The sequence below is a fragment of the Nonomuraea sp. NPDC046570 genome, assembly GCF_040645915.1.
In the GTDB taxonomy this organism is placed as follows: Bacteria; Actinomycetota; Actinomycetes; order Streptosporangiales; family Streptosporangiaceae; genus Nonomuraea.
The window spans coordinates 1-15,857 of sequence record NZ_JBEYZF010000049.1 but is presented as its reverse complement, the minus strand read 5'-3'; the positions used below and the strand labels follow the sequence as shown (position 1 = coordinate 15,857).

The window sequence follows — 15,857 nt, the reverse complement described above, 5'->3', positions numbered from 1 at the left end:
GTGCCATCCGGGCTGTCACCTGCGCGATTACGCGGGAGGTAATGGGCGGGCCGTCACGGGTTGGGGGAATGCCGGGCGGATCGCCCCCGCCTGGCGTTAGTGTCGCCTCGCATTCGGACGGATACGAGGAGTGACTATGGATCTGCTGGCCCGCGCCTGCGTGCTGAAGCCGGGACTCGTGCACTACGCGACCTCCGGCCGCTTCGCGGGGGAGCTGACCGCGGTGCTCGCCCGGTTCTTCGCCGACGGGCCCGCGACCGACGAGGCGGGCGCCGCCCTGCCCGTCGACTACTTCACCCTGCAGCACCGGCTGCCCGGCGGCGACACCGTCGTCGACCGCTTCGTGGCCGAGCACCCCCAGCTCGACGAGACCGACCGGGAGCTGCTGCTCGGCTGGAAGGACGTGGTCGAGGGCGTCTTCGAGGTCGTCGCCCGCGAGGGTGCGGCGGTGCGCCTGTTCAACCTCGTCGACGAGCTCACCTACCGCGTCTTCTCCGACCTCGGCGACGACGCGTTCGAGCCGCTCGCGGCGGGGATGTACCTGGTCGGCAGGCTGGTGCCGCTCGGCAGGGACGCGTGGCTGATCAGCGGCACTCCGGCGGTGCACACCGCCGAGTCCCGCGCCGCGCTGGTGCCCGTGGCCGCGCACATCGCGCTGGAGAACCCCGCCTACGTCTTCCGCAACCCCGACGCGCTGGCCCGCGCCTGGCGGATGACGGCCGACCAGCGGCGCTGCTTCATCGCCCACTTCGGCACCGACCTGGTGGTGATGCCGGGTGACGACGTGGCGCGCAGGCTGCGGGCCTACCTCACCCACCAGGCCCACCGGCTCGGCGGGCAGCCGCCCGGCGAGATCGAGCTGCCCGCGCACGTGACCAGGGCGCGGACGGTCGCGCTGATCTTCGACGAGGCCGACGGGCTCGGCTACTACGCCGACTTCGGCCTGCTCCAGGAGGCGTTCGCCGATCCCCGGCTGCTGGTCAGGCGGCAGTACCGCGACGTGGTCACCGCCTACCTGCGGGGCGAGGCGGTCTCACCGGTGCCGATCGCCCGGCTGGCCGCGCGCGACCCGGCCAAGGCGAGCGCGGTGTTCGCCCGGCTGCTGAACAAGCCGGGCTTCGACTGGGAGCGCAGCGGCCAGGCCCTGCTGCGCACCCACAAGCCGGGCTACTACGACGGCCCGCGCCTGCCCACGGCCTCGCCGATGACCGCCGCGATCGCCGAGCACCTGGGCCCGCCCGCCGCGTGAGACCTACGAGCCGAGGACCTCCCGGCGCAGGTGGGTCTTGAGGATCTTGCCGCCGGGGTTGCGCGGCAGCTCGCTGTCCCGGAACCACATCCGCACCGGGATCTTGAACTTGGCGATCCGCCCGGCCAGGAACTCGCGCAGCTCCTCGGCCGTGGCCGAGGCGCCGGGGGCGAGGCGGATCACCGCGCCCACCTCCTCGCCCAGCTCGTCGTGCGGGATGCCGATGACCGCCGCGTCGTCCACCGCCGGGTGCTCGAACAGCGCCGCCTCGACCTCGGCGCAGTAGACGTTCTCGCCGCCCCGGATCACCATGTCCTTGGCCCGGTCCACGATGTAGACGAAGCCCTCGTCGTCGAGCTTGGCCAGGTCGCCGGTGTGCAGCCAGCCGCCGACGAACGTCTGCGCGGTCGCCTCCGGCTTGTTCCAGTAGCCGAGGATGACGTTGGGCCCGCGCACGCACAGCTCGCCCACCTCGCCCGTGGGCAGTTCCCCGCCCATCGGGTCCACCACGCGCACGTCCACCACGGGCGGCGGCACGCCGATGCTGTCCGGCTTGGCCAGGTAGTCGGCGCCGCCGTTGCCGATGGCCAGCGCGCTCGTCTCGGTCATGCCGTAGCCGTTGGACGGAGCCCGGTCGGGCAGGTTCTCGTTGATGCGCTCCAGCAGCTTGGGCGGGGCGGGGGCGCCGCCGTACCCGAGGGTGGTGAGTGAGGACAGGTCGTACTTGCCGAAGTCGGGGTGTGACATGAGCTGCCAGGCGCTGGTGGGCACGCCGATCATCGCCGAGACCCGCTCCCGCTCGATGAGCCGCAGCGCCCGCCCGGGGTCCCACTTGTACATGAGCACCAGGCCGCCGCCGCTGAACAGCGTGGTGATCAGCGCGGAGAAGCAGCCGGTCACGTGGAACAGCGGCACGGTCAGCAAAGTGACCCGGCGCACGCCCGCGCTCGCGGCGACGTCCTTGCCGGCCAGCGCCACCGCCCTGAGCATCCCGTAGGCGACGGTCATCGGCGCCTGGCCGAGGTTGCGGTGGCTGCCGAGCGCGCCCTTGGGGTGTCCGGTGGTGCCGGAGGTGTAGAAGATCGTGGCCGGGTCCTCGGGGGTCAGCTCCACGTCCGGCAGCTTGACGTCCGCCGCGACCTCGCCCATCACCTCCTCGAAGTCCCGCGCCCCCTCGGGCGCCTCGCCCCTGGCCACGATGAGCGGCACCCCGGTCGAGGCCAGCAGCCTGGCCCGCTCGCCGTCCGCGATCAGCACCTTGGCGCCGCAGTCGGCCACCCCGTAGGCGAGCTCCTGCTCGGTCCACCACGCGTTCAGCGGTACGGCTATCGCCCCGCAGGCCAGCACGGCGGAGAAGGAGACCACCCACTCGGGGTAGTTGCGCATGGCGATGGCCACCCGGTCGCCCTTGGCGACGCCGTACTCCTCGACGAGCCGCCCGGCCAGGGTGGCGGCCCGGCGGTAGTGCTGCTCGTAGGTGATGTGCTCCTCGTCGTAGACCAGGAAGACCTTGTCGCCGTGGAAGGCGCTGACCTCCAGCAGCGCCCGGAAGTGGCCGGGGGCGTGCTTCCAGGTGCGTACGCCGTGTTCGCCGATCTCCTCCGTCTCGAACAGCTGGCCGGGGGCGGTGAGCTGGGCTTGGACCTGGGCGTGCGTAGGACTCATACGACGACTCCCGCAGGGACGTTGACCGGATGTTTCACAGTACCGACCGGTAGGTACGTCGCGCTAGATCGAAGAAGCATGAGTGGTTATGCACTAAATGAGTGATTTGTCCGATCTCAACATGCGAGCGACACCCCCTGTCTCGCTTGCATGTCCATCACCTCGCATGCATAATCTTTCCAAGCAAGAACATGAGATAGCATGCATGAATATGCAGGGGGACGGAATGAGAGCGGCCATCGCCGGAGCCAGTGGCTACGCCGGGGGTGAGCTCCTGCGCCTGCTCATGTCCCACCCCGAGGTGGAAGTCGGCGCGCTCACCGCCGCCTCGAGCGCGGGCAGCCCGCTCGGCGCCCACCAGCCGCACCTGACCCAGCTCGCCGACCGGGTCATCCAGGAGACCACCGCCGAGACCCTGGCCGGGCACGACGTGGTCTTCCTCGCCCTGCCGCACGGCCAGTCCGCCGCGATCGCCGAGCAACTCGGCGACGCCGCCGTGGTCGTCGACTGCGGCGCCGACTACCGGCTCGCCGACCCCGCCGCCTGGCAGGAGTTCTACGGCGGCGCCCACGCCGGCACCTGGCCGTACGGCCTGCCCGAGCTCCCCGGCCAGCGCGAGATCCTGCGCACCGCCAAGCGGATCGCCGTCCCCGGCTGCTACCCGACCGCCGTCACCCTGGCCCTCTACCCCGCCTTCGCCGCCGGCCTGGCCGGCCACGACGTCGTCGTGGTCGCCGCCAGCGGCACCAGCGGCGCCGGCAAGTCGCTCAAGCCGCACCTGCTCGGCAGCGAGATCATGGGTTCGGCCAGCGCCTACGGCGTCGGCGGCGGCCACCGCCACACCCCGGAGATGGAGCAGAACCTCTCCGCCGTGGCCGGCGCCCCGGTGACCGTCTCCTTCACCCCCACGCTGGTGCCGATGAGCCGCGGCATCCTGGCCACCTGCACCGTCCCGGCCGCCCCCGGCCTGACCGGGGTCGAGCTGCGAGCCGCCTACGAGAGGGCGCTGAAGGACGAGCCGTTCGTCACGCTGCTGCCCGAGGGCGTCTGGCCGGCCACCGCGATGACCTACGGCGCCAACACCGCCGCCCTGCAGGTGACGCTCGACGAGCGCGCGGGCCGCGTGGTCGCCGTCATCGCCATCGACAACCTCACCAAGGGCACCGCCGGAGGCGCGATCCAGAGCGTCAACCTCGCCCTCGGCCTGCCAGAAGAGCTCGGCCTTCCCCTCAATGGAGTCGCCCCATGAGCGTGACCGCACCCCTCGGCTTCCGGGCCGCGGGCATCTCCGCCGGCATCAAGTCCAGCGGCGCCCGCGACCTCGCCCTCGTCGTCAACGAGGGTCCCTCCCGCGCCGCCGCCGGAGTCTTCACCGCCAACCGCGTGAAGGCCGCCCCCGTGCTGTGGTCGCAGCAGGTCCTGGCCGGAGGCCGGGTGCGAGCGGTCATCCTCAACTCCGGCGGCGCCAACGCCTGCACCGGCCCGCTCGGCTTCCAGGACACCCACGCCACCGCCGAGAAGGTCGCCGAGGCGCTCGGCGACTCGGCCGGCGAGATCGCGGTCTGCTCCACCGGCCTGATCGGCGAGCGGCTGCCCATGGACGAGCTGCTGGCCGGTGTCGGCTCCGTCACCGAGCAGCTCTCCCGCGACGGCGGCCTGGCCGCGGCCGACGCCATCCGCACCACCGACACCGTCTCGAAGATCTCCTTCAAGCGCGGCGGTGTCATCGATGGTGGCGGCGCCGCCGCCACCGGCGGCGGCGGCTATATGGTCGGCGGCATGGCCAAGGGCGCGGGCATGCTCGCCCCCGCGCTGGCCACCATGCTCTGCGTGATCACCACGGACGCCGAGGTCGGCTCCGAGCAGCTCGACGCGGTGCTGCGGGTGGCGACGTCGAAGACCTTCGACCGGCTCGACGCCGACGGCTGCATGTCCACCAACGACACCGTGCTGCTGCTCGCCAGCGGGGCCAGCGGGGTCGTGCCCGACCCGGCCGAGTTCGAGAAGAAGATCACCGAGGTCTGCGCCGACCTGGCCAGGCAGCTGCTCGTCGACGCCGAGGGCGCCTCCAAGGCGATCGCGATCGAGGTCGTCGGCGCCGCCTCCGAGGCCGACGCGGTCACGGTCGGCCGTACCGTCTCCCGCTCGAACCTGCTCAAGTGCGCCATCCACGGCGAGGACCCCAACTGGGGCCGGGTGCTGAGCGCCGTCGGCACCACCGACGCCGTCTTCGAGCCCGACCGGCTCAACGTGGCGATCAACGGCGTGTGGATCTGCCGGGGCGGCTCCGTGGGCGACGACAGGTCCAAGGTGGACATGCGCCCGCGCGACGTGACCATCACCGTCGACCTGTCGGCGGGCCCGCACTCGGCCGTCATCCACACCACCGACCTGACCGCCGCCTACGTCCACGAGAACTCGGCGTACTCCTCATGAGGGCCAACGGCGCACACGCCAAGGCGGGCACGCTGATCGAGGCGCTGCCCTGGCTGTCGCGCTTCCACGGCGCCACCGTCGTCATCAAGTACGGCGGCAACGCGATGACCGAGGAGGCGCTCAAGGAGGGCTTCGCCGAGGACATCGTCTTCCTGCGCTACGCGGGGCTGCGCCCGGTGGTCGTGCACGGCGGCGGCCCGCAGATCAACGCCCAGCTCGACCTGCTCGGCATCGAGTCGACGTTCACCGCGGGCCTGCGGGTCACCACCCCCGAGACCATGCAGGTGGTCAGGATGGTGCTGGTCGGCCAGGTCAACCGGGACGTCGTCGGCCTGGTCAACAGGCACGGCCCGTTCGCCGTCGGCATGTCCGGCGAGGACGCCCACCTGTTCACCGCCGAGCGCAAGCGCGCCCTCGTCGACGGCGAGCACGTCGACATCGGCCAGGTCGGCGAGATCGTCAAGGTCGACCCGGGCGCGGTCCGGGCGCTGATCGAGGACGGCCGCATCCCCGTCGTGTCCAGCATCGCCCGGGGCGAGGACGGCGAGATCTACAACGTGAACGCGGACACCGCGGCCGCCGCGCTCGCCGTAGCCCTCCAGGCACAGAAGCTCATCGTGCTCACCGACGTCGAGGGCCTGTACGCCAACTGGCCCGACGACACCGACGTGATCGACAAACTGGGCGCCGGCCAGCTCGCCGAGCTGCTGCCCAGCCTGTCCAGCGGCATGGTCCCCAAGATGGAGGCCTGCCTGACAGCGGTGAACGGCGGCGTGCCCCAGGCGCACGTCCTGGACGGCCGCGTGCCGCACTCCCTGTTGCTCGAGATCTTCACCGACCACGGAATCGGAACCATGGTGATGCCCTGATGAGCCTGCACAAGAGGTTCGAAGCCGCGTTCATGCCCAACTACGGCGTGCCCCCGGTCGCGCTGGCCCGCGGCGAGGGTTCACGCGTGTGGGACGTGGACGGCAAGGAGTACCTCGACCTCATCGGCGGCATCGCGGTCAGCTCGCTCGGCCACGGCCACCCCGCGCTGGTCGAGGCCGTCTCCCGGCAGGTCGCCACCCTGGCGCACACCTCCAACCTGTTCCTGCACGAGCCCGAGGTGCTGCTCGCCGAGCGGCTGCTCGGCCTGCTCAAGGCCCCGGCCAGGGTGTTCCTCGCCAACTCCGGCACCGAGGCCAACGAGTGCGCCTACAAACTCGCCCTCAAGTACGGCAAGTCCGAAGGCCGCTCCTACTTCGTCGCCGCCGAGAACGGCTTCCACGGCCGCACCATGGGCGCGCTCTCGCTGACCGGCAAGAAGGCGATCCGCGACCAGTTCGGCCCCTTCCCGATCGACGTCCGCTTCGTCCCGTACGGCGACGCCGACGCCCTCAAGAACGCCGTCACCGGCGACTGCATCGCGGTCTTCCTGGAGCCCACCCAGGGTGAAGCCGGCGTCGTACCGCCCCCGGACGGCTACTTCCAGGCCGCCAGGGAGGTCTGCGACTCCACCGGCGCGCTGCTGGTCGCCGACGAGATCCAGTCGGCCATCGGCAGGACCGGCCACTGGTTCGCCCACCAGGCCGACGGCGTCACCCCCGACATCCTCACCCTCGCCAAGGGCCTGGGCGGCGGCCTGCCGATCGGCGCCTGCGTCGGCTTCGGCGACGCGGGCACCCTGTTCGACAAGGGCGACCACGGCTCCACCTTCGGCGGCAACCCGATCTCCTGCGCCGCCGCGCTGGCCGTCCTCGACAATGTCGACCTGGAGCACGTCAGGTCCGTCGCCGACCTGCTGCGCGGCGGCCTGGAGTCGATCGGCCACCCCCTGCTGAAGGGCGTGCGCGGACGCGGCCTCTGGCTGGCCACCGTGCTGTCCGAGCCCGTCTCCGCCCAGGTCCAGTCCGCCGCGGCCGACGCCGGCTTCCTGGTCAACGCCCTCCAGCCCGACGCCGTACGGCTCGCGCCCCCGCTGGTCGTCACCCCCGAGCAGGTCTCCGCGTTCGTGGACGCCTTCCCCGCGATCCTCACGGAGGCCGGCCGTGGTTAGGCACTTCCTGCGCGACGACGACCTCACCCCCGCCGAGCAGGCCGAGGTGCTGGACCTGGCCGCCACGATGAAGAAGGACCGGTACGGCTACCGCCCCTTCGAGGGCCCCAAAACCGTGGCCGTCCTCTTCGACAAGCCCTCGACCCGCACCCGGGTGTCCTTCGCCGTCGGCGTCGGCGAACTGGGCGGACTGCCGCTGATCATCGACGGCGGCACCTCCCAGCTGGGACGCGGCGAGCCGATCGAGGACACCGCCCGGGTGCTGGAACGCCAGGTCGCCGCGATCGTCTGGCGGACCGGCGGCCAGGAACGCGTCGACGCGATGGTCGCGCGCTCCTCCGTCCCCGTGGTCAACGCGCTCACCGACGAGTTCCACCCCTGCCAGATCCTGGCCGACCTGCAGACCGTGCGGGAGCGTTTCGGCCGGACGAGCGGGCTGACACTGACCTACCTGGGCGACGGCGCCAACAACATGGCCCACTCCTACCTGCTGGGCGGCGCCACGGCCGGCATGCACGTACGCGTCTCGGCGCCCGACGGCTTCCGGCCCGACCCGGAGATCCTGGCCAAGGCCGCCTCCATCGGGGCGGAGACCGGCGGTTCGGCGACGTTCGAGGGGGACCCGGCGCTCGCCGCCGAGGGGGCCCACGTCGTCGCCACCGACACCTGGGTGTCCATGGGGCAGGACGGCAAGGAGGAGCGCGTGGCGGCGCTCATGCCGTACCAGGTGAACGCGGAGCTGATGGCGCGCGCGGCGCGGGACGCGATCGTGCTGCACTGCCTGCCCGCCTACCGGGAGTACGAGATCACCGCCGAGGTCCTCGACGGGCCGCACAGCGCCGTCTGGGACCAGGCGGAGAACCGGCTGCACGCGCAGAAGGCCCTGCTGCACTGGCTGGTGAGCAGATCATGATCCCGATGACCAAGGTCGCCAGGCAGGCGAAGATCACCGACCTACTGCAGCGGCAGGCCGTGCGCTCCCAGCCCGAGCTGGCCAAGCTGCTGGCCGAGAGCGGCGTCGAGGTCACCCAGGCGACGCTCTCGCGCGACCTCGACGAGCTCGGCGCGCTCAAGCTGCGAGCCGAGGACGGCTCGCTCGTCTACGCGCTGCCCGGCGAGGGCGGCGGGCGCATCCCGCTGGCCAGGCTCGGCACGGGGGAGAGCCCGGCCGCCCGGCTGCACCGGATCGCCGAGGAGCTGCTGGTCTCCGCGGAGGCCTCGGCCAACCTCGTGATGGTCAAGACGCCGCCGGGGGCCGCGCAGTTCCTGGCCTCGGCGATCGACCACGCCGACTGGGAGTCCATCCTCGGCACGGTCGCCGGCGACGACACCATCCTCGTCATCAGCCGCGACCCGCAGGGCGGGCACGCGGTGGCCGAGGCGCTGCTGAAGGCCGCGGACCGACGTAGTCAGCCCGCTTGACCGCGGGCCTGACCCAGCCGAAATCTCACTTCTTCCGTAAAGGATCAACGCTATGACCGAGAGAGTAGTTCTCGCCTTCTCCGGCGGACTCGACACGTCCGTCGCCATTCCCTTCCTCGCCGACAAGATGGACGCGGAGGTGATCGCCGTCGCCGTGGACCTGGGCCAGGGCGGCGAGGACATGGGCGTCATCCAGAAGCGGGCCCTCGACTGCGGCGCCGTGGAGTCCGTCGTGGTGGACGCCAAGGAGGAGTTCGCCGCCGACTTCTGCGTCCCCGCGCTGCAGGCCAACGCCCTCTACATGGACCGCTACCCGCTGCTGTCGTCGCTGTCGCGGCCGCTGATCGTCAAGCACCTGGTCGCCGCGGCCAAGGAGTTCGGCGGCACCACCGTCTCGCACGGCTGCACCGGCAAGGGCAACGACCAGGTGCGCTTCGAGGCCGGCCTGGCCGCGCTCGCGCCCGACCTGAAGGTCGTCGCCCCGGCCCGCGACTTCGCCTGGACCCGCGACAAGGCCATCGCCTTCGCCGAGGAGAAGGGCCTGCCGATCGAGACGACGAAGAAGAACCCGTTCTCCATCGACCAGAACCTGTGGGGCCGCGCCGTCGAGACCGGCTTCCTGGAGGACATCTGGAACGGCCCGACCGAGGACGTCTACGCCTACACCGCCGACCCGTCCGCCGAGCGTGAAGCCGACGAGGTCGTCATCACCTTCAGCCAGGGCGTGCCGGTCGCGGTCGACGGCAGGGCGCTGACGCCGTACCAGGTGATCGCCGAGCTGAACCGGCGCGCGGGCGCGCAGGGCATCGGCCGCATCGACATGGTCGAGGACCGGCTCGTCGGCATCAAGTCCCGCGAGGTCTACGAGGCGCCCGGCGCCATCGCGCTGATCACCGCGCACATGGAGCTGGAGAACGTCACCGTCGAGCGCGACCTGGCCCGCTTCAAGCGGGGCGTGGACCAGCGCTGGAGCGAGCTCGTCTACGACGGCCTGTGGTTCTCGCCGCTGAAGAACGCCCTGGACAGCTTCATCGCCGACGCCCAGCGGCACGTCTCCGGCGAGATCCGGATGACCCTGCACGGCGGCCGGGCCGTCGTCACCGGCCGGCGCTCGGAGCAGTCGCTGTACGACTTCTCGCTGGCCACCTACGACACCGGCGACACCTTCGACCAGTCCCTGGCCAAGGGCTTCGTCGAGCTGTGGAGCCTCCCCTCCAAGATCGCCGCCGCCCGCGACGCGAAGCACGGCTGAGGTGCACTATGGTCGCGGGGGAATGGGAGGAGATGACGGTGAGTGATGGCAAGCCGATGCGGCTGTGGGGCGGACGGTTCGAGGGGGGTCCGGCCGACGCGCTGACCCGGCTGTCGGTGAGCGTGCACTTCGACTGGCGGCTCGTGCCGTACGACCTGATGGCCTCGCGGGCGCACGCCCGGGTGCTGCACAGGGCGGGGCTGCTCAGCGAGGAGGAGCTCGACCGGATGATCGGCGCGCTGGACGACCTGGAGCGCGCCTGCAAATCGGGCGAGTTCCGGCCGACCGTCGCCGACGAGGACGTGCACACCGCGCTGGAGCGCGGCCTGCTGGAGCGGCTCGGCTCGCTCGGCGGCAAGCTGCGCGCCGGGCGGAGCCGCAACGACCAGATCGCCACCGACCTGCGCCTCTACCTCCGCGACCACGTTCGCACGATCGTCTCCAGGCTGGTGGAGCTGGAGACGGCGCTGATGAGCCAGGCCGCGGCGCACGCCGACACGGCCGCGCCCGGCATGACCCACCTGCAGCACGCGCAGCCGGTGTCCTTCGGCCACCAGTTGCTCGCGCACGTGCACGCCTTCGCCCGCGACATCGACCGGCTCACCGACTGGGACAAGCGGGCCGCGGTCTCGCCGCTCGGCTCCGGCGCGCTGGCCGGCTCCTCGCTGCCGCTCGACCCGGAGGCCGTGGCCGCCGAGCTGGGCTTCGACAGCGCCTCGCCCAACTCGATGGACGCCGTCGCCGACCGCGACTTCGCCGCCGAGTTCCTGTTCGACGCCGCGATGATCGGGGTGCACCTGTCGCGGCTGGGCGAGGAGATCGTCCTGTGGGCCTCGCAGGAGTTCCGCTGGATCGAGATGGACGACGCCTACTCCACCGGCTCGTCGATCATGCCGCAGAAGAAGAACCCCGACGTGGCCGAGCTGGCCCGCGGCAAGTCGGGCCGCCTCATCGGCAACCTGATGGCGCTGCTGACCACGCTCAAGGGCCTGCCGCTGACCTACAACCGCGACCTGCAGGAGGACAAGGAGCCGGTGTTCGACTCCGTCGACACGCTGCTCCTGGTGCTGCCCGCGGTCGCGGGCCTGGTGGCCACCATGCGGGTCAACACCGCCAGGCTCTCCGCGACCGCCTCGGACGGCTTCGCGCTGGCCACCGACCTGGCCGAACTGCTGGTCCGCAAGGGGGTCGCCTTCCGCGACGCGCACGAGGCGGTCGGCCACCTCGTCGTGTGGTGCCAGGTCAACGACAAGGACCTGGGCGACCTGACCGACGAGGAGATGGCCAAGGTCTCCCCGCACCTGACGCCCGACGTGCGCGACGTGCTCAACGTCCCCGGCGCGCTGGCCGCGCGCAAGGCGCACGGCGGCACCGCGCCCGACCGGGTGCGCGACCAGCTGACCGCGCTGCGGGAGGCGGTCGACGCGCAGGCGGCATGGGCTTCGGGCTCCTGAGCCCCGGCGGCGAGCCGCTGCCGCGCTCGTTCTTCGACCGGCCGTCCGAGCAGGTGGCACCGGACCTGCTCGGACGCGTGGTCGTGCACGGCTCGGTGGCCGTGCGGCTGACCGAGGTCGAGGCGTACGGCGTGCCGGGCGAGGACCCCGCCTCGCACACCTATCGGGGTGAAACCCCGCGCAACTCGGTGATGTTCGGCCCGCCGGGCCATCTCTACGTCTACTTCACCTACGGCATGCACTTCTGCGCGAACCTCGTCTGCCGGCCCGAAGGGGTCGGCTCGGGGATCCTGCTGCGCGGCGGGGAGATCGTCGACGGGATCGAGGTGGCCCGCGCCCGCCGCTCGGGCGACTCGGCCCGTGCCGTCGGCGACCGGGACCTGGCCCGCGGCCCCGCCCGGCTGGCGGTCGCGATGGGCTTCCTGCGCGAACACAACGGCGCCGACATGGTCGGTCGCGTCCTGGCGGGCGCGCCTGTTGCCGGGGTGAGCGCGGGCCCGCGTACCGGTGTCGCCGCGGGAGCCGAGAGGCCGTGGCGTTTCTGGGCCGAGGGCGAGCCGACCGTCTCGCCGTACCGCAAGCATGTGCCGAAGGTCAGGGTCGCCCGTTGACGCCTTTGCGCAGTTCGGCGGCCACCTCGGTGCAGGAGGCGCCCAGTTCGTACTGGCTGAAGAGGTGCAGGTTGTCGCCGGTGTCGATCTCCAGCATCTCGCTGCGCAGGCCGAGCCTGGTGCGGACGTCCACCTTGATCTCCCGGATCGCCGACCAGGGTACGTGCCGGCGGCCCGCGAAACCGTGCACGACCGTAATGCCGGACTCGTCGGCGGCCAGCCGGACCGGCACCAGCACGTCGCGCAGGCCCATCGCGCCGACCAGCAGCGTGGCGGGCACGGCGAGGATCACCCCGCGTACGTCGCCCTGGATGTACCAGTAAATTCCGAGCCCCGCACACGCGAGAGCCCCTAGGATCTTGAAAACAGCCAGCTCACGACGGACCCTCCACATGGACACCGAGAGTATCCACAGTGGCGGGCCACTCCGCCGATCGGGCAGGCTGTAGTGGGACCACAACGTCTATCTGGAAAGCCGGAATCGTGACCGACATCCTCGATGAGCTCGAATGGCGCGACATCATCGCGCAGACCACCGACATCGACGCGCTGCGCAAGGCGCTGGCCGAGGGTCCGATCACGGTCTATATCGGTTTCGACCCGACGGCGCCCTCGCTGCACGCCGGGAACCTGGCGACGCTGCTGATCCTGAGCCGGTTCCAGCGGGCCGGGCACAAGCCGATCGGCCTGGTCGGCGGCGCCACCGGCCTGATCGGCGACCCGAGCGGGCGCAGCACCGAGCGGGTACTGAACACCTCCGAGGTCGTCGCCGAGTGGGTGGCCCGCATCCGGGTGCAGGTGGAGAGGTTCCTGTCCTTCGAGCCTGGCCCGCAGCAGGCGATGCTGGTCAGCAACCTGGACTGGACCGCGGAGATGTCGGCCATCGACTTCCTGCGCGACGTCGGCAAGCACTTCCCGATCAACCGCATGCTGGCCCGCGAGTCGGTGTCGGCGCGGCTCGGCGGTGAGGGGCTCAGCTACACCGAGTTCAGCTACCAGATCCTGCAGGCCAACGACTACCTGGAGCTGCACCGCCGGCACGGTTGCACGCTGCAGATGGGCGGCAGCGACCAGTGGGGCAACATCACCGCGGGCGTCGACCTGGTCCGCCGCGTCGAGGGCGCGCACGTGCACGCGCTGACCGGCAAGCTGATCACCAAGGCCGACGGCACCAAGTTCGGCAAGACCGCGGGCGGGGCCGTGTGGCTCGATCCGGCGCTGACCTCGCCGTACGCCTTCTACCAGTACTGGCTCAACGCCGACGACCGCGACGTGGTGCGCTTCCTCAAGGTGTTCACGTTCCGGACCCGTGAGGAGATCGAGGAGCTGGAGAAGGCCGTGGCCGAGCGGCCGTTCGCCCGTGAGGCGCAGCGGGCGCTGGCCGAGGACGTGACCACGATGGTGCACGGCGCCGACGAGCTGGCCGCCGTGGTCGCGGCGTCCAAGGCGCTGTTCGGGCAGGGCGCGCTGGAGGAGCTGCCGGCCGCCACGCTGGAGGCGGCGCTGGCGGAGGTGCCGCGCGCGGTCGTGCCCGCGCTCGGCGCGCCGTACGTCGACCTGATGGCCGAGAGCGGGCTGGTGGGCTCGAAGTCGGAGGCCAGGCGGGCGGTGAAGGAGGGCGGCGCCTACCTCAACAACGTGAAGATCACCGATGAGGCGTTCGTGCCGTCGGCCGAGGACCTGCTGCACGGGCGGTTCCTGGTGCTGCGGCGCGGCAAGAAGAGCATCGGCGGGGTCGAGGTCGGCTGACCTTCCCTCTGGTACGGCGGGCCTTTCGAGGCCCGCCGTACGTGTGTCCCGGGGCGGTTGGTCAGCGCTGGGATCTGGTGAACAGGGCGACCGTGAGGCCGGGCAGGTCGGCGGAGTGCCAGGCGCCGGTGACCGTGAAGCCCGCCCGCCTGGCGGCCTCCACGTGCGGGAACCTGCCGTCCTCCAGGCCGTCCCGTTTGGCGCCGCGCCAGACGATCCACACCCGGGAACGGCCCTCCAGCGCGGTCGCGACATCGGGCAGCTCCGGGTAGCCGAAGCTGTCGGGCAGCGGCGCCCGGCCGACGCGCAGGACGTCGTCCGGCATGCGGCCGTCGGTGTAGTAGTCGAAGCGGGTGCGCAGGGCGCTCTGGGCGTACAGGATCGCGTCGCCGGGTTTGGCCGCGATCTTGCGCACCGCCCAGGGGACGTCCTCGAAGCGGCCGTTCACCTCGCGGACCTCCACGTGCTGGGGGTAGGCGAGGACCGCCGCGGCGAGAGTCAGCGCGGTCGCGGCCGCGATCGCCCACCTGGGGAGCGCGGCCACCGCCAGTCCGGTCAGCAGGGCCAGCGCCGGGGCGGTGACGAACAGGTAGCGGTCGATGTAGGCCGGGGTCAGCAGGTGGGAGACGGCCAGGAGCAGGATCGGCGGCAGGATCAGCCAGCCGAGCAGGGTGGCCGCCCAGCCCTTGCTGTGCCGGGCGACCGCGAACGCGCCGATCAGGGCCACCGCGAACAGCAGCAGGCCGACCTCCGTGCCGCCCGCCGCCATCTTCGGGAACTTGAGCCACACCTCGGGGCCGCGTTGCGGGATCCAGCTGATCGCGTGGCGTTCGCCGTACCCGATCAGGCCCAGCACCGCCGCGGGGACGAAACCGGCGGCCTGTGCGGGAAGCGTTCTGGTCAGGACGGTGCGGACGGGGAGCAGGAGCAGGGCGCCGAGCAGGTGGGCGGGGAGGACCAGGACGGCGAACAGGTGGGTGCTGCCGACCAGTGCCACCGAGCCCGCGTACAGCGTCCAGGTCCGGGGGGTGGAGGTCTCGATCGCCCGGTGCAGCGCCCAGGTGGCGATCACCACGGCGGCGGCCGCGAACGCGTAGGACCTGGCGAAGGCGCCGTAGTAGGAGACGGAGGGGAGCACCGCGAACAGCGCCGCCGCGGTCAAGCCCGCGACGAGGCCCCCCGTCCGGCTCACGGTGGTCTCCGGGGTACGGCTTGCGGCGCGGTCGTGGATGCGCCGGGCGAGGTCGGTCAGGAAGGCGGCCGCCACGCCGATCGCGACCGCCGACGGCAGGCGAAGCCAGAGCTCCGCCGTGCCGAGCTTCATCCAGAGGTGCATGAAGAGGTAGTACGGCAGGAAGTGCCCGTCGATGTGCTGGGCCAGCTCCCACAGTCCGGGGACGGAACGGCCGGCGGCGCTCACGGTGGCCAGCTCGTCCCCGTTGAGGGTGGCGGCGCCGGAACCGCTGAAGGCGGCCAGCCCCGCCACGAACCCCGCGAGCAGCGGGGGCCACCGGGGGGATCTGGTCACGGGAACGGCCGTACGGCCAGGGCTCGTAGCGGCGGTGATCACCCAGGCAGAATAGGACACGCGGGCGCGGGTTCTTGGGGGAACCCGCTGGATCGTGGCAAGCTGAGCGGGGGGCTGACGGCCGGATCGAGGCTCGCTGACGTGGTGATTTGACGGCACGCGTGAGGCGACCTAATCTACGTAAGCCCCGGGAGCGAGCCGGACGCCGATCGGCGGACGGGCCTCGGGGCAGACCCCAACAGATTCCGCCTCACGGCTACGACGTATGTCGTCGCCCGTGGTGGGAGCGGGCCAGATCCATCGAAAATCAGTTGATTCGACAGGGTTTGGCTGGCACGGTAAGTTTGGGGAGTTGCCTCGGAAACGGGGCAGTCGAAATTCTAGATAGTTTGACCGGATCGCGGATTTGACGCCGAAACGGAAAAGCCGCTAGAATTAAGACATAACGAAGCG

General features: G+C 71.5%; 14 protein-coding genes. 11 read left to right on the top strand and 3 right to left on the bottom strand.

Annotation, left to right across the window (positions count from 1 at the left end; all coding sequences use genetic code 11):
• Positions 1-136: 136 nt before the first annotated feature.
• Complete coding sequence (locus ABZ911_RS39230; RefSeq protein ID WP_358068390.1) at positions 137-1,249, top strand: hypothetical protein; 1,113 nt, start codon at positions 137-139, stop codon at positions 1,247-1,249.
• Between the two features lie 3 nt (positions 1,250-1,252).
• On the opposite strand, the gene ABZ911_RS39225 is transcribed toward ABZ911_RS39230, so the two are convergent.
• Complete coding sequence (locus tag ABZ911_RS39225; protein WP_358068387.1) at positions 1,253-2,914, bottom strand: class I adenylate-forming enzyme family protein; 1,662 nt, start codon at positions 2,912-2,914, stop codon at positions 1,253-1,255.
• A 226-nt stretch (positions 2,915-3,140) separates the two neighbouring features.
• On the opposite strand from ABZ911_RS39225, the gene argC reads away from it, so the two are divergent.
• Genes argC through ABZ911_RS39180 form a run of 9 tightly spaced genes read left to right on the top strand, consistent with a single transcriptional unit; the run spans position 3,141 to position 12,127 of the window.
• Positions 3,141-4,163, top strand: a complete 1,023-nt coding sequence (argC, locus tag ABZ911_RS39220; RefSeq protein WP_358068384.1) for an N-acetyl-gamma-glutamyl-phosphate reductase — start codon at positions 3,141-3,143, stop codon at positions 4,161-4,163.
• Positions 4,160-5,350, top strand: a complete 1,191-nt coding sequence (gene argJ, locus ABZ911_RS39215) for a bifunctional glutamate N-acetyltransferase/amino-acid acetyltransferase ArgJ (RefSeq protein WP_358068381.1) — start codon at positions 4,160-4,162, stop codon at positions 5,348-5,350. The genes argC and argJ overlap by 4 nt, the downstream gene beginning before the upstream one ends.
• Entirely contained in the window at positions 5,347-6,219 is an 873-nt protein-coding gene (gene argB / locus ABZ911_RS39210; protein WP_358068378.1) for an acetylglutamate kinase, read from the top strand. The genes argJ and argB overlap by 4 nt, the downstream gene beginning before the upstream one ends.
• On the top strand, positions 6,219-7,388 hold the full coding sequence (locus tag ABZ911_RS39205; protein WP_358068375.1) for an acetylornithine transaminase: 1,170 nt from the start codon (positions 6,219-6,221) through the stop codon (positions 7,386-7,388). The genes argB and ABZ911_RS39205 overlap by 1 nt, the downstream gene beginning before the upstream one ends.
• Positions 7,381-8,301, top strand: coding sequence for an ornithine carbamoyltransferase (gene argF / locus ABZ911_RS39200; protein WP_358068372.1), 921 nt, complete (start codon positions 7,381-7,383; stop codon positions 8,299-8,301). Before ABZ911_RS39205 ends, argF begins: the two co-directional genes overlap by 8 nt.
• Complete coding sequence (locus ABZ911_RS39195; RefSeq protein WP_358068369.1) at positions 8,298-8,810, top strand: arginine repressor; 513 nt, start codon at positions 8,298-8,300, stop codon at positions 8,808-8,810. The genes argF and ABZ911_RS39195 overlap by 4 nt, the downstream gene beginning before the upstream one ends.
• A gap of 52 nt (positions 8,811-8,862) precedes the next feature.
• Positions 8,863-10,062, top strand: coding sequence for an argininosuccinate synthase (locus tag ABZ911_RS39190; RefSeq protein WP_358068366.1), 1,200 nt, complete (start codon positions 8,863-8,865; stop codon positions 10,060-10,062).
• Positions 10,063-10,094: 32 nt separating this feature from the next.
• Positions 10,095-11,516 (top strand): argininosuccinate lyase, encoded by a 1,422-nt coding sequence (argH, locus tag ABZ911_RS39185; RefSeq protein WP_358068363.1) that lies wholly within the window; start codon positions 10,095-10,097, stop codon positions 11,514-11,516.
• Positions 11,498-12,127 (top strand): DNA-3-methyladenine glycosylase, encoded by a 630-nt coding sequence (locus tag ABZ911_RS39180; protein WP_358068360.1) that lies wholly within the window; start codon positions 11,498-11,500, stop codon positions 12,125-12,127. The genes argH and ABZ911_RS39180 overlap by 19 nt, the downstream gene beginning before the upstream one ends.
• Here the strand turns inward: ABZ911_RS39180 and ABZ911_RS39175 are convergent.
• On the bottom strand, positions 12,111-12,419 hold the full coding sequence (locus ABZ911_RS39175) for a PH domain-containing protein (RefSeq protein WP_358068357.1): 309 nt from the start codon (positions 12,417-12,419) through the stop codon (positions 12,111-12,113). The genes ABZ911_RS39180 and ABZ911_RS39175 overlap by 17 nt on opposite strands.
• A gap of 191 nt (positions 12,420-12,610) precedes the next feature.
• Here ABZ911_RS39175 and tyrS point away from each other — a divergent pair, with 191 nt between their 5' ends.
• Positions 12,611-13,876: a tyrosine--tRNA ligase gene (tyrS, locus tag ABZ911_RS39170; protein ID WP_358068355.1), complete on the top strand. Its 1,266-nt coding sequence runs from the start codon at positions 12,611-12,613 to the stop codon at positions 13,874-13,876.
• Between the two features lie 61 nt (positions 13,877-13,937).
• On the opposite strand, the gene ABZ911_RS39165 is transcribed toward tyrS, so the two are convergent.
• The gene (locus ABZ911_RS39165; protein ID WP_358068352.1) at positions 13,938-15,404 is read right to left on the bottom strand and encodes a DUF2723 domain-containing protein; all 1,467 of its coding nucleotides are present in this window, start codon (positions 15,402-15,404) and stop codon (positions 13,938-13,940) included.
• Between the last annotated feature and the right edge of the window lie 453 nt (positions 15,405-15,857).

Bases quoted from the DNA above. Each gene is read 5' to 3' on its own strand.
- ABZ911_RS39205 (WP_358068375.1), top strand. From the start codon at position 6,219: ATGAGCCTGCACAAGAGGTTCGAAGCCGCGTTCATGCCCAACTACGGC.
- ABZ911_RS39195 (WP_358068369.1), top strand. From the start codon at position 8,298: ATGATCCCGATGACCAAGGTCGCCAGGCAGGCGAAGATCACCGACCTA.
- argC (WP_358068384.1), top strand. From the start codon at position 3,141: ATGAGAGCGGCCATCGCCGGAGCCAGTGGCTACGCCGGGGGTGAGCTC.
- ABZ911_RS39225 (WP_358068387.1), bottom strand. From the start codon at position 2,914: ATGAGTCCTACGCACGCCCAGGTCCAAGCCCAGCTCACCGCCCCCGGC.
- argJ (WP_358068381.1), top strand. From the start codon at position 4,160: ATGAGCGTGACCGCACCCCTCGGCTTCCGGGCCGCGGGCATCTCCGCC.
- ABZ911_RS39190 (WP_358068366.1), top strand. From the start codon at position 8,863: ATGACCGAGAGAGTAGTTCTCGCCTTCTCCGGCGGACTCGACACGTCC.
- ABZ911_RS39230 (WP_358068390.1), top strand. From the start codon at position 137: ATGGATCTGCTGGCCCGCGCCTGCGTGCTGAAGCCGGGACTCGTGCAC.
- argH (WP_358068363.1), top strand. From the start codon at position 10,095: ATGACGGTGAGTGATGGCAAGCCGATGCGGCTGTGGGGCGGACGGTTC.
- ABZ911_RS39180 (WP_358068360.1), top strand. From the start codon at position 11,498: ATGGGCTTCGGGCTCCTGAGCCCCGGCGGCGAGCCGCTGCCGCGCTCG.
- argB (WP_358068378.1), top strand. From the start codon at position 5,347: ATGAGGGCCAACGGCGCACACGCCAAGGCGGGCACGCTGATCGAGGCG.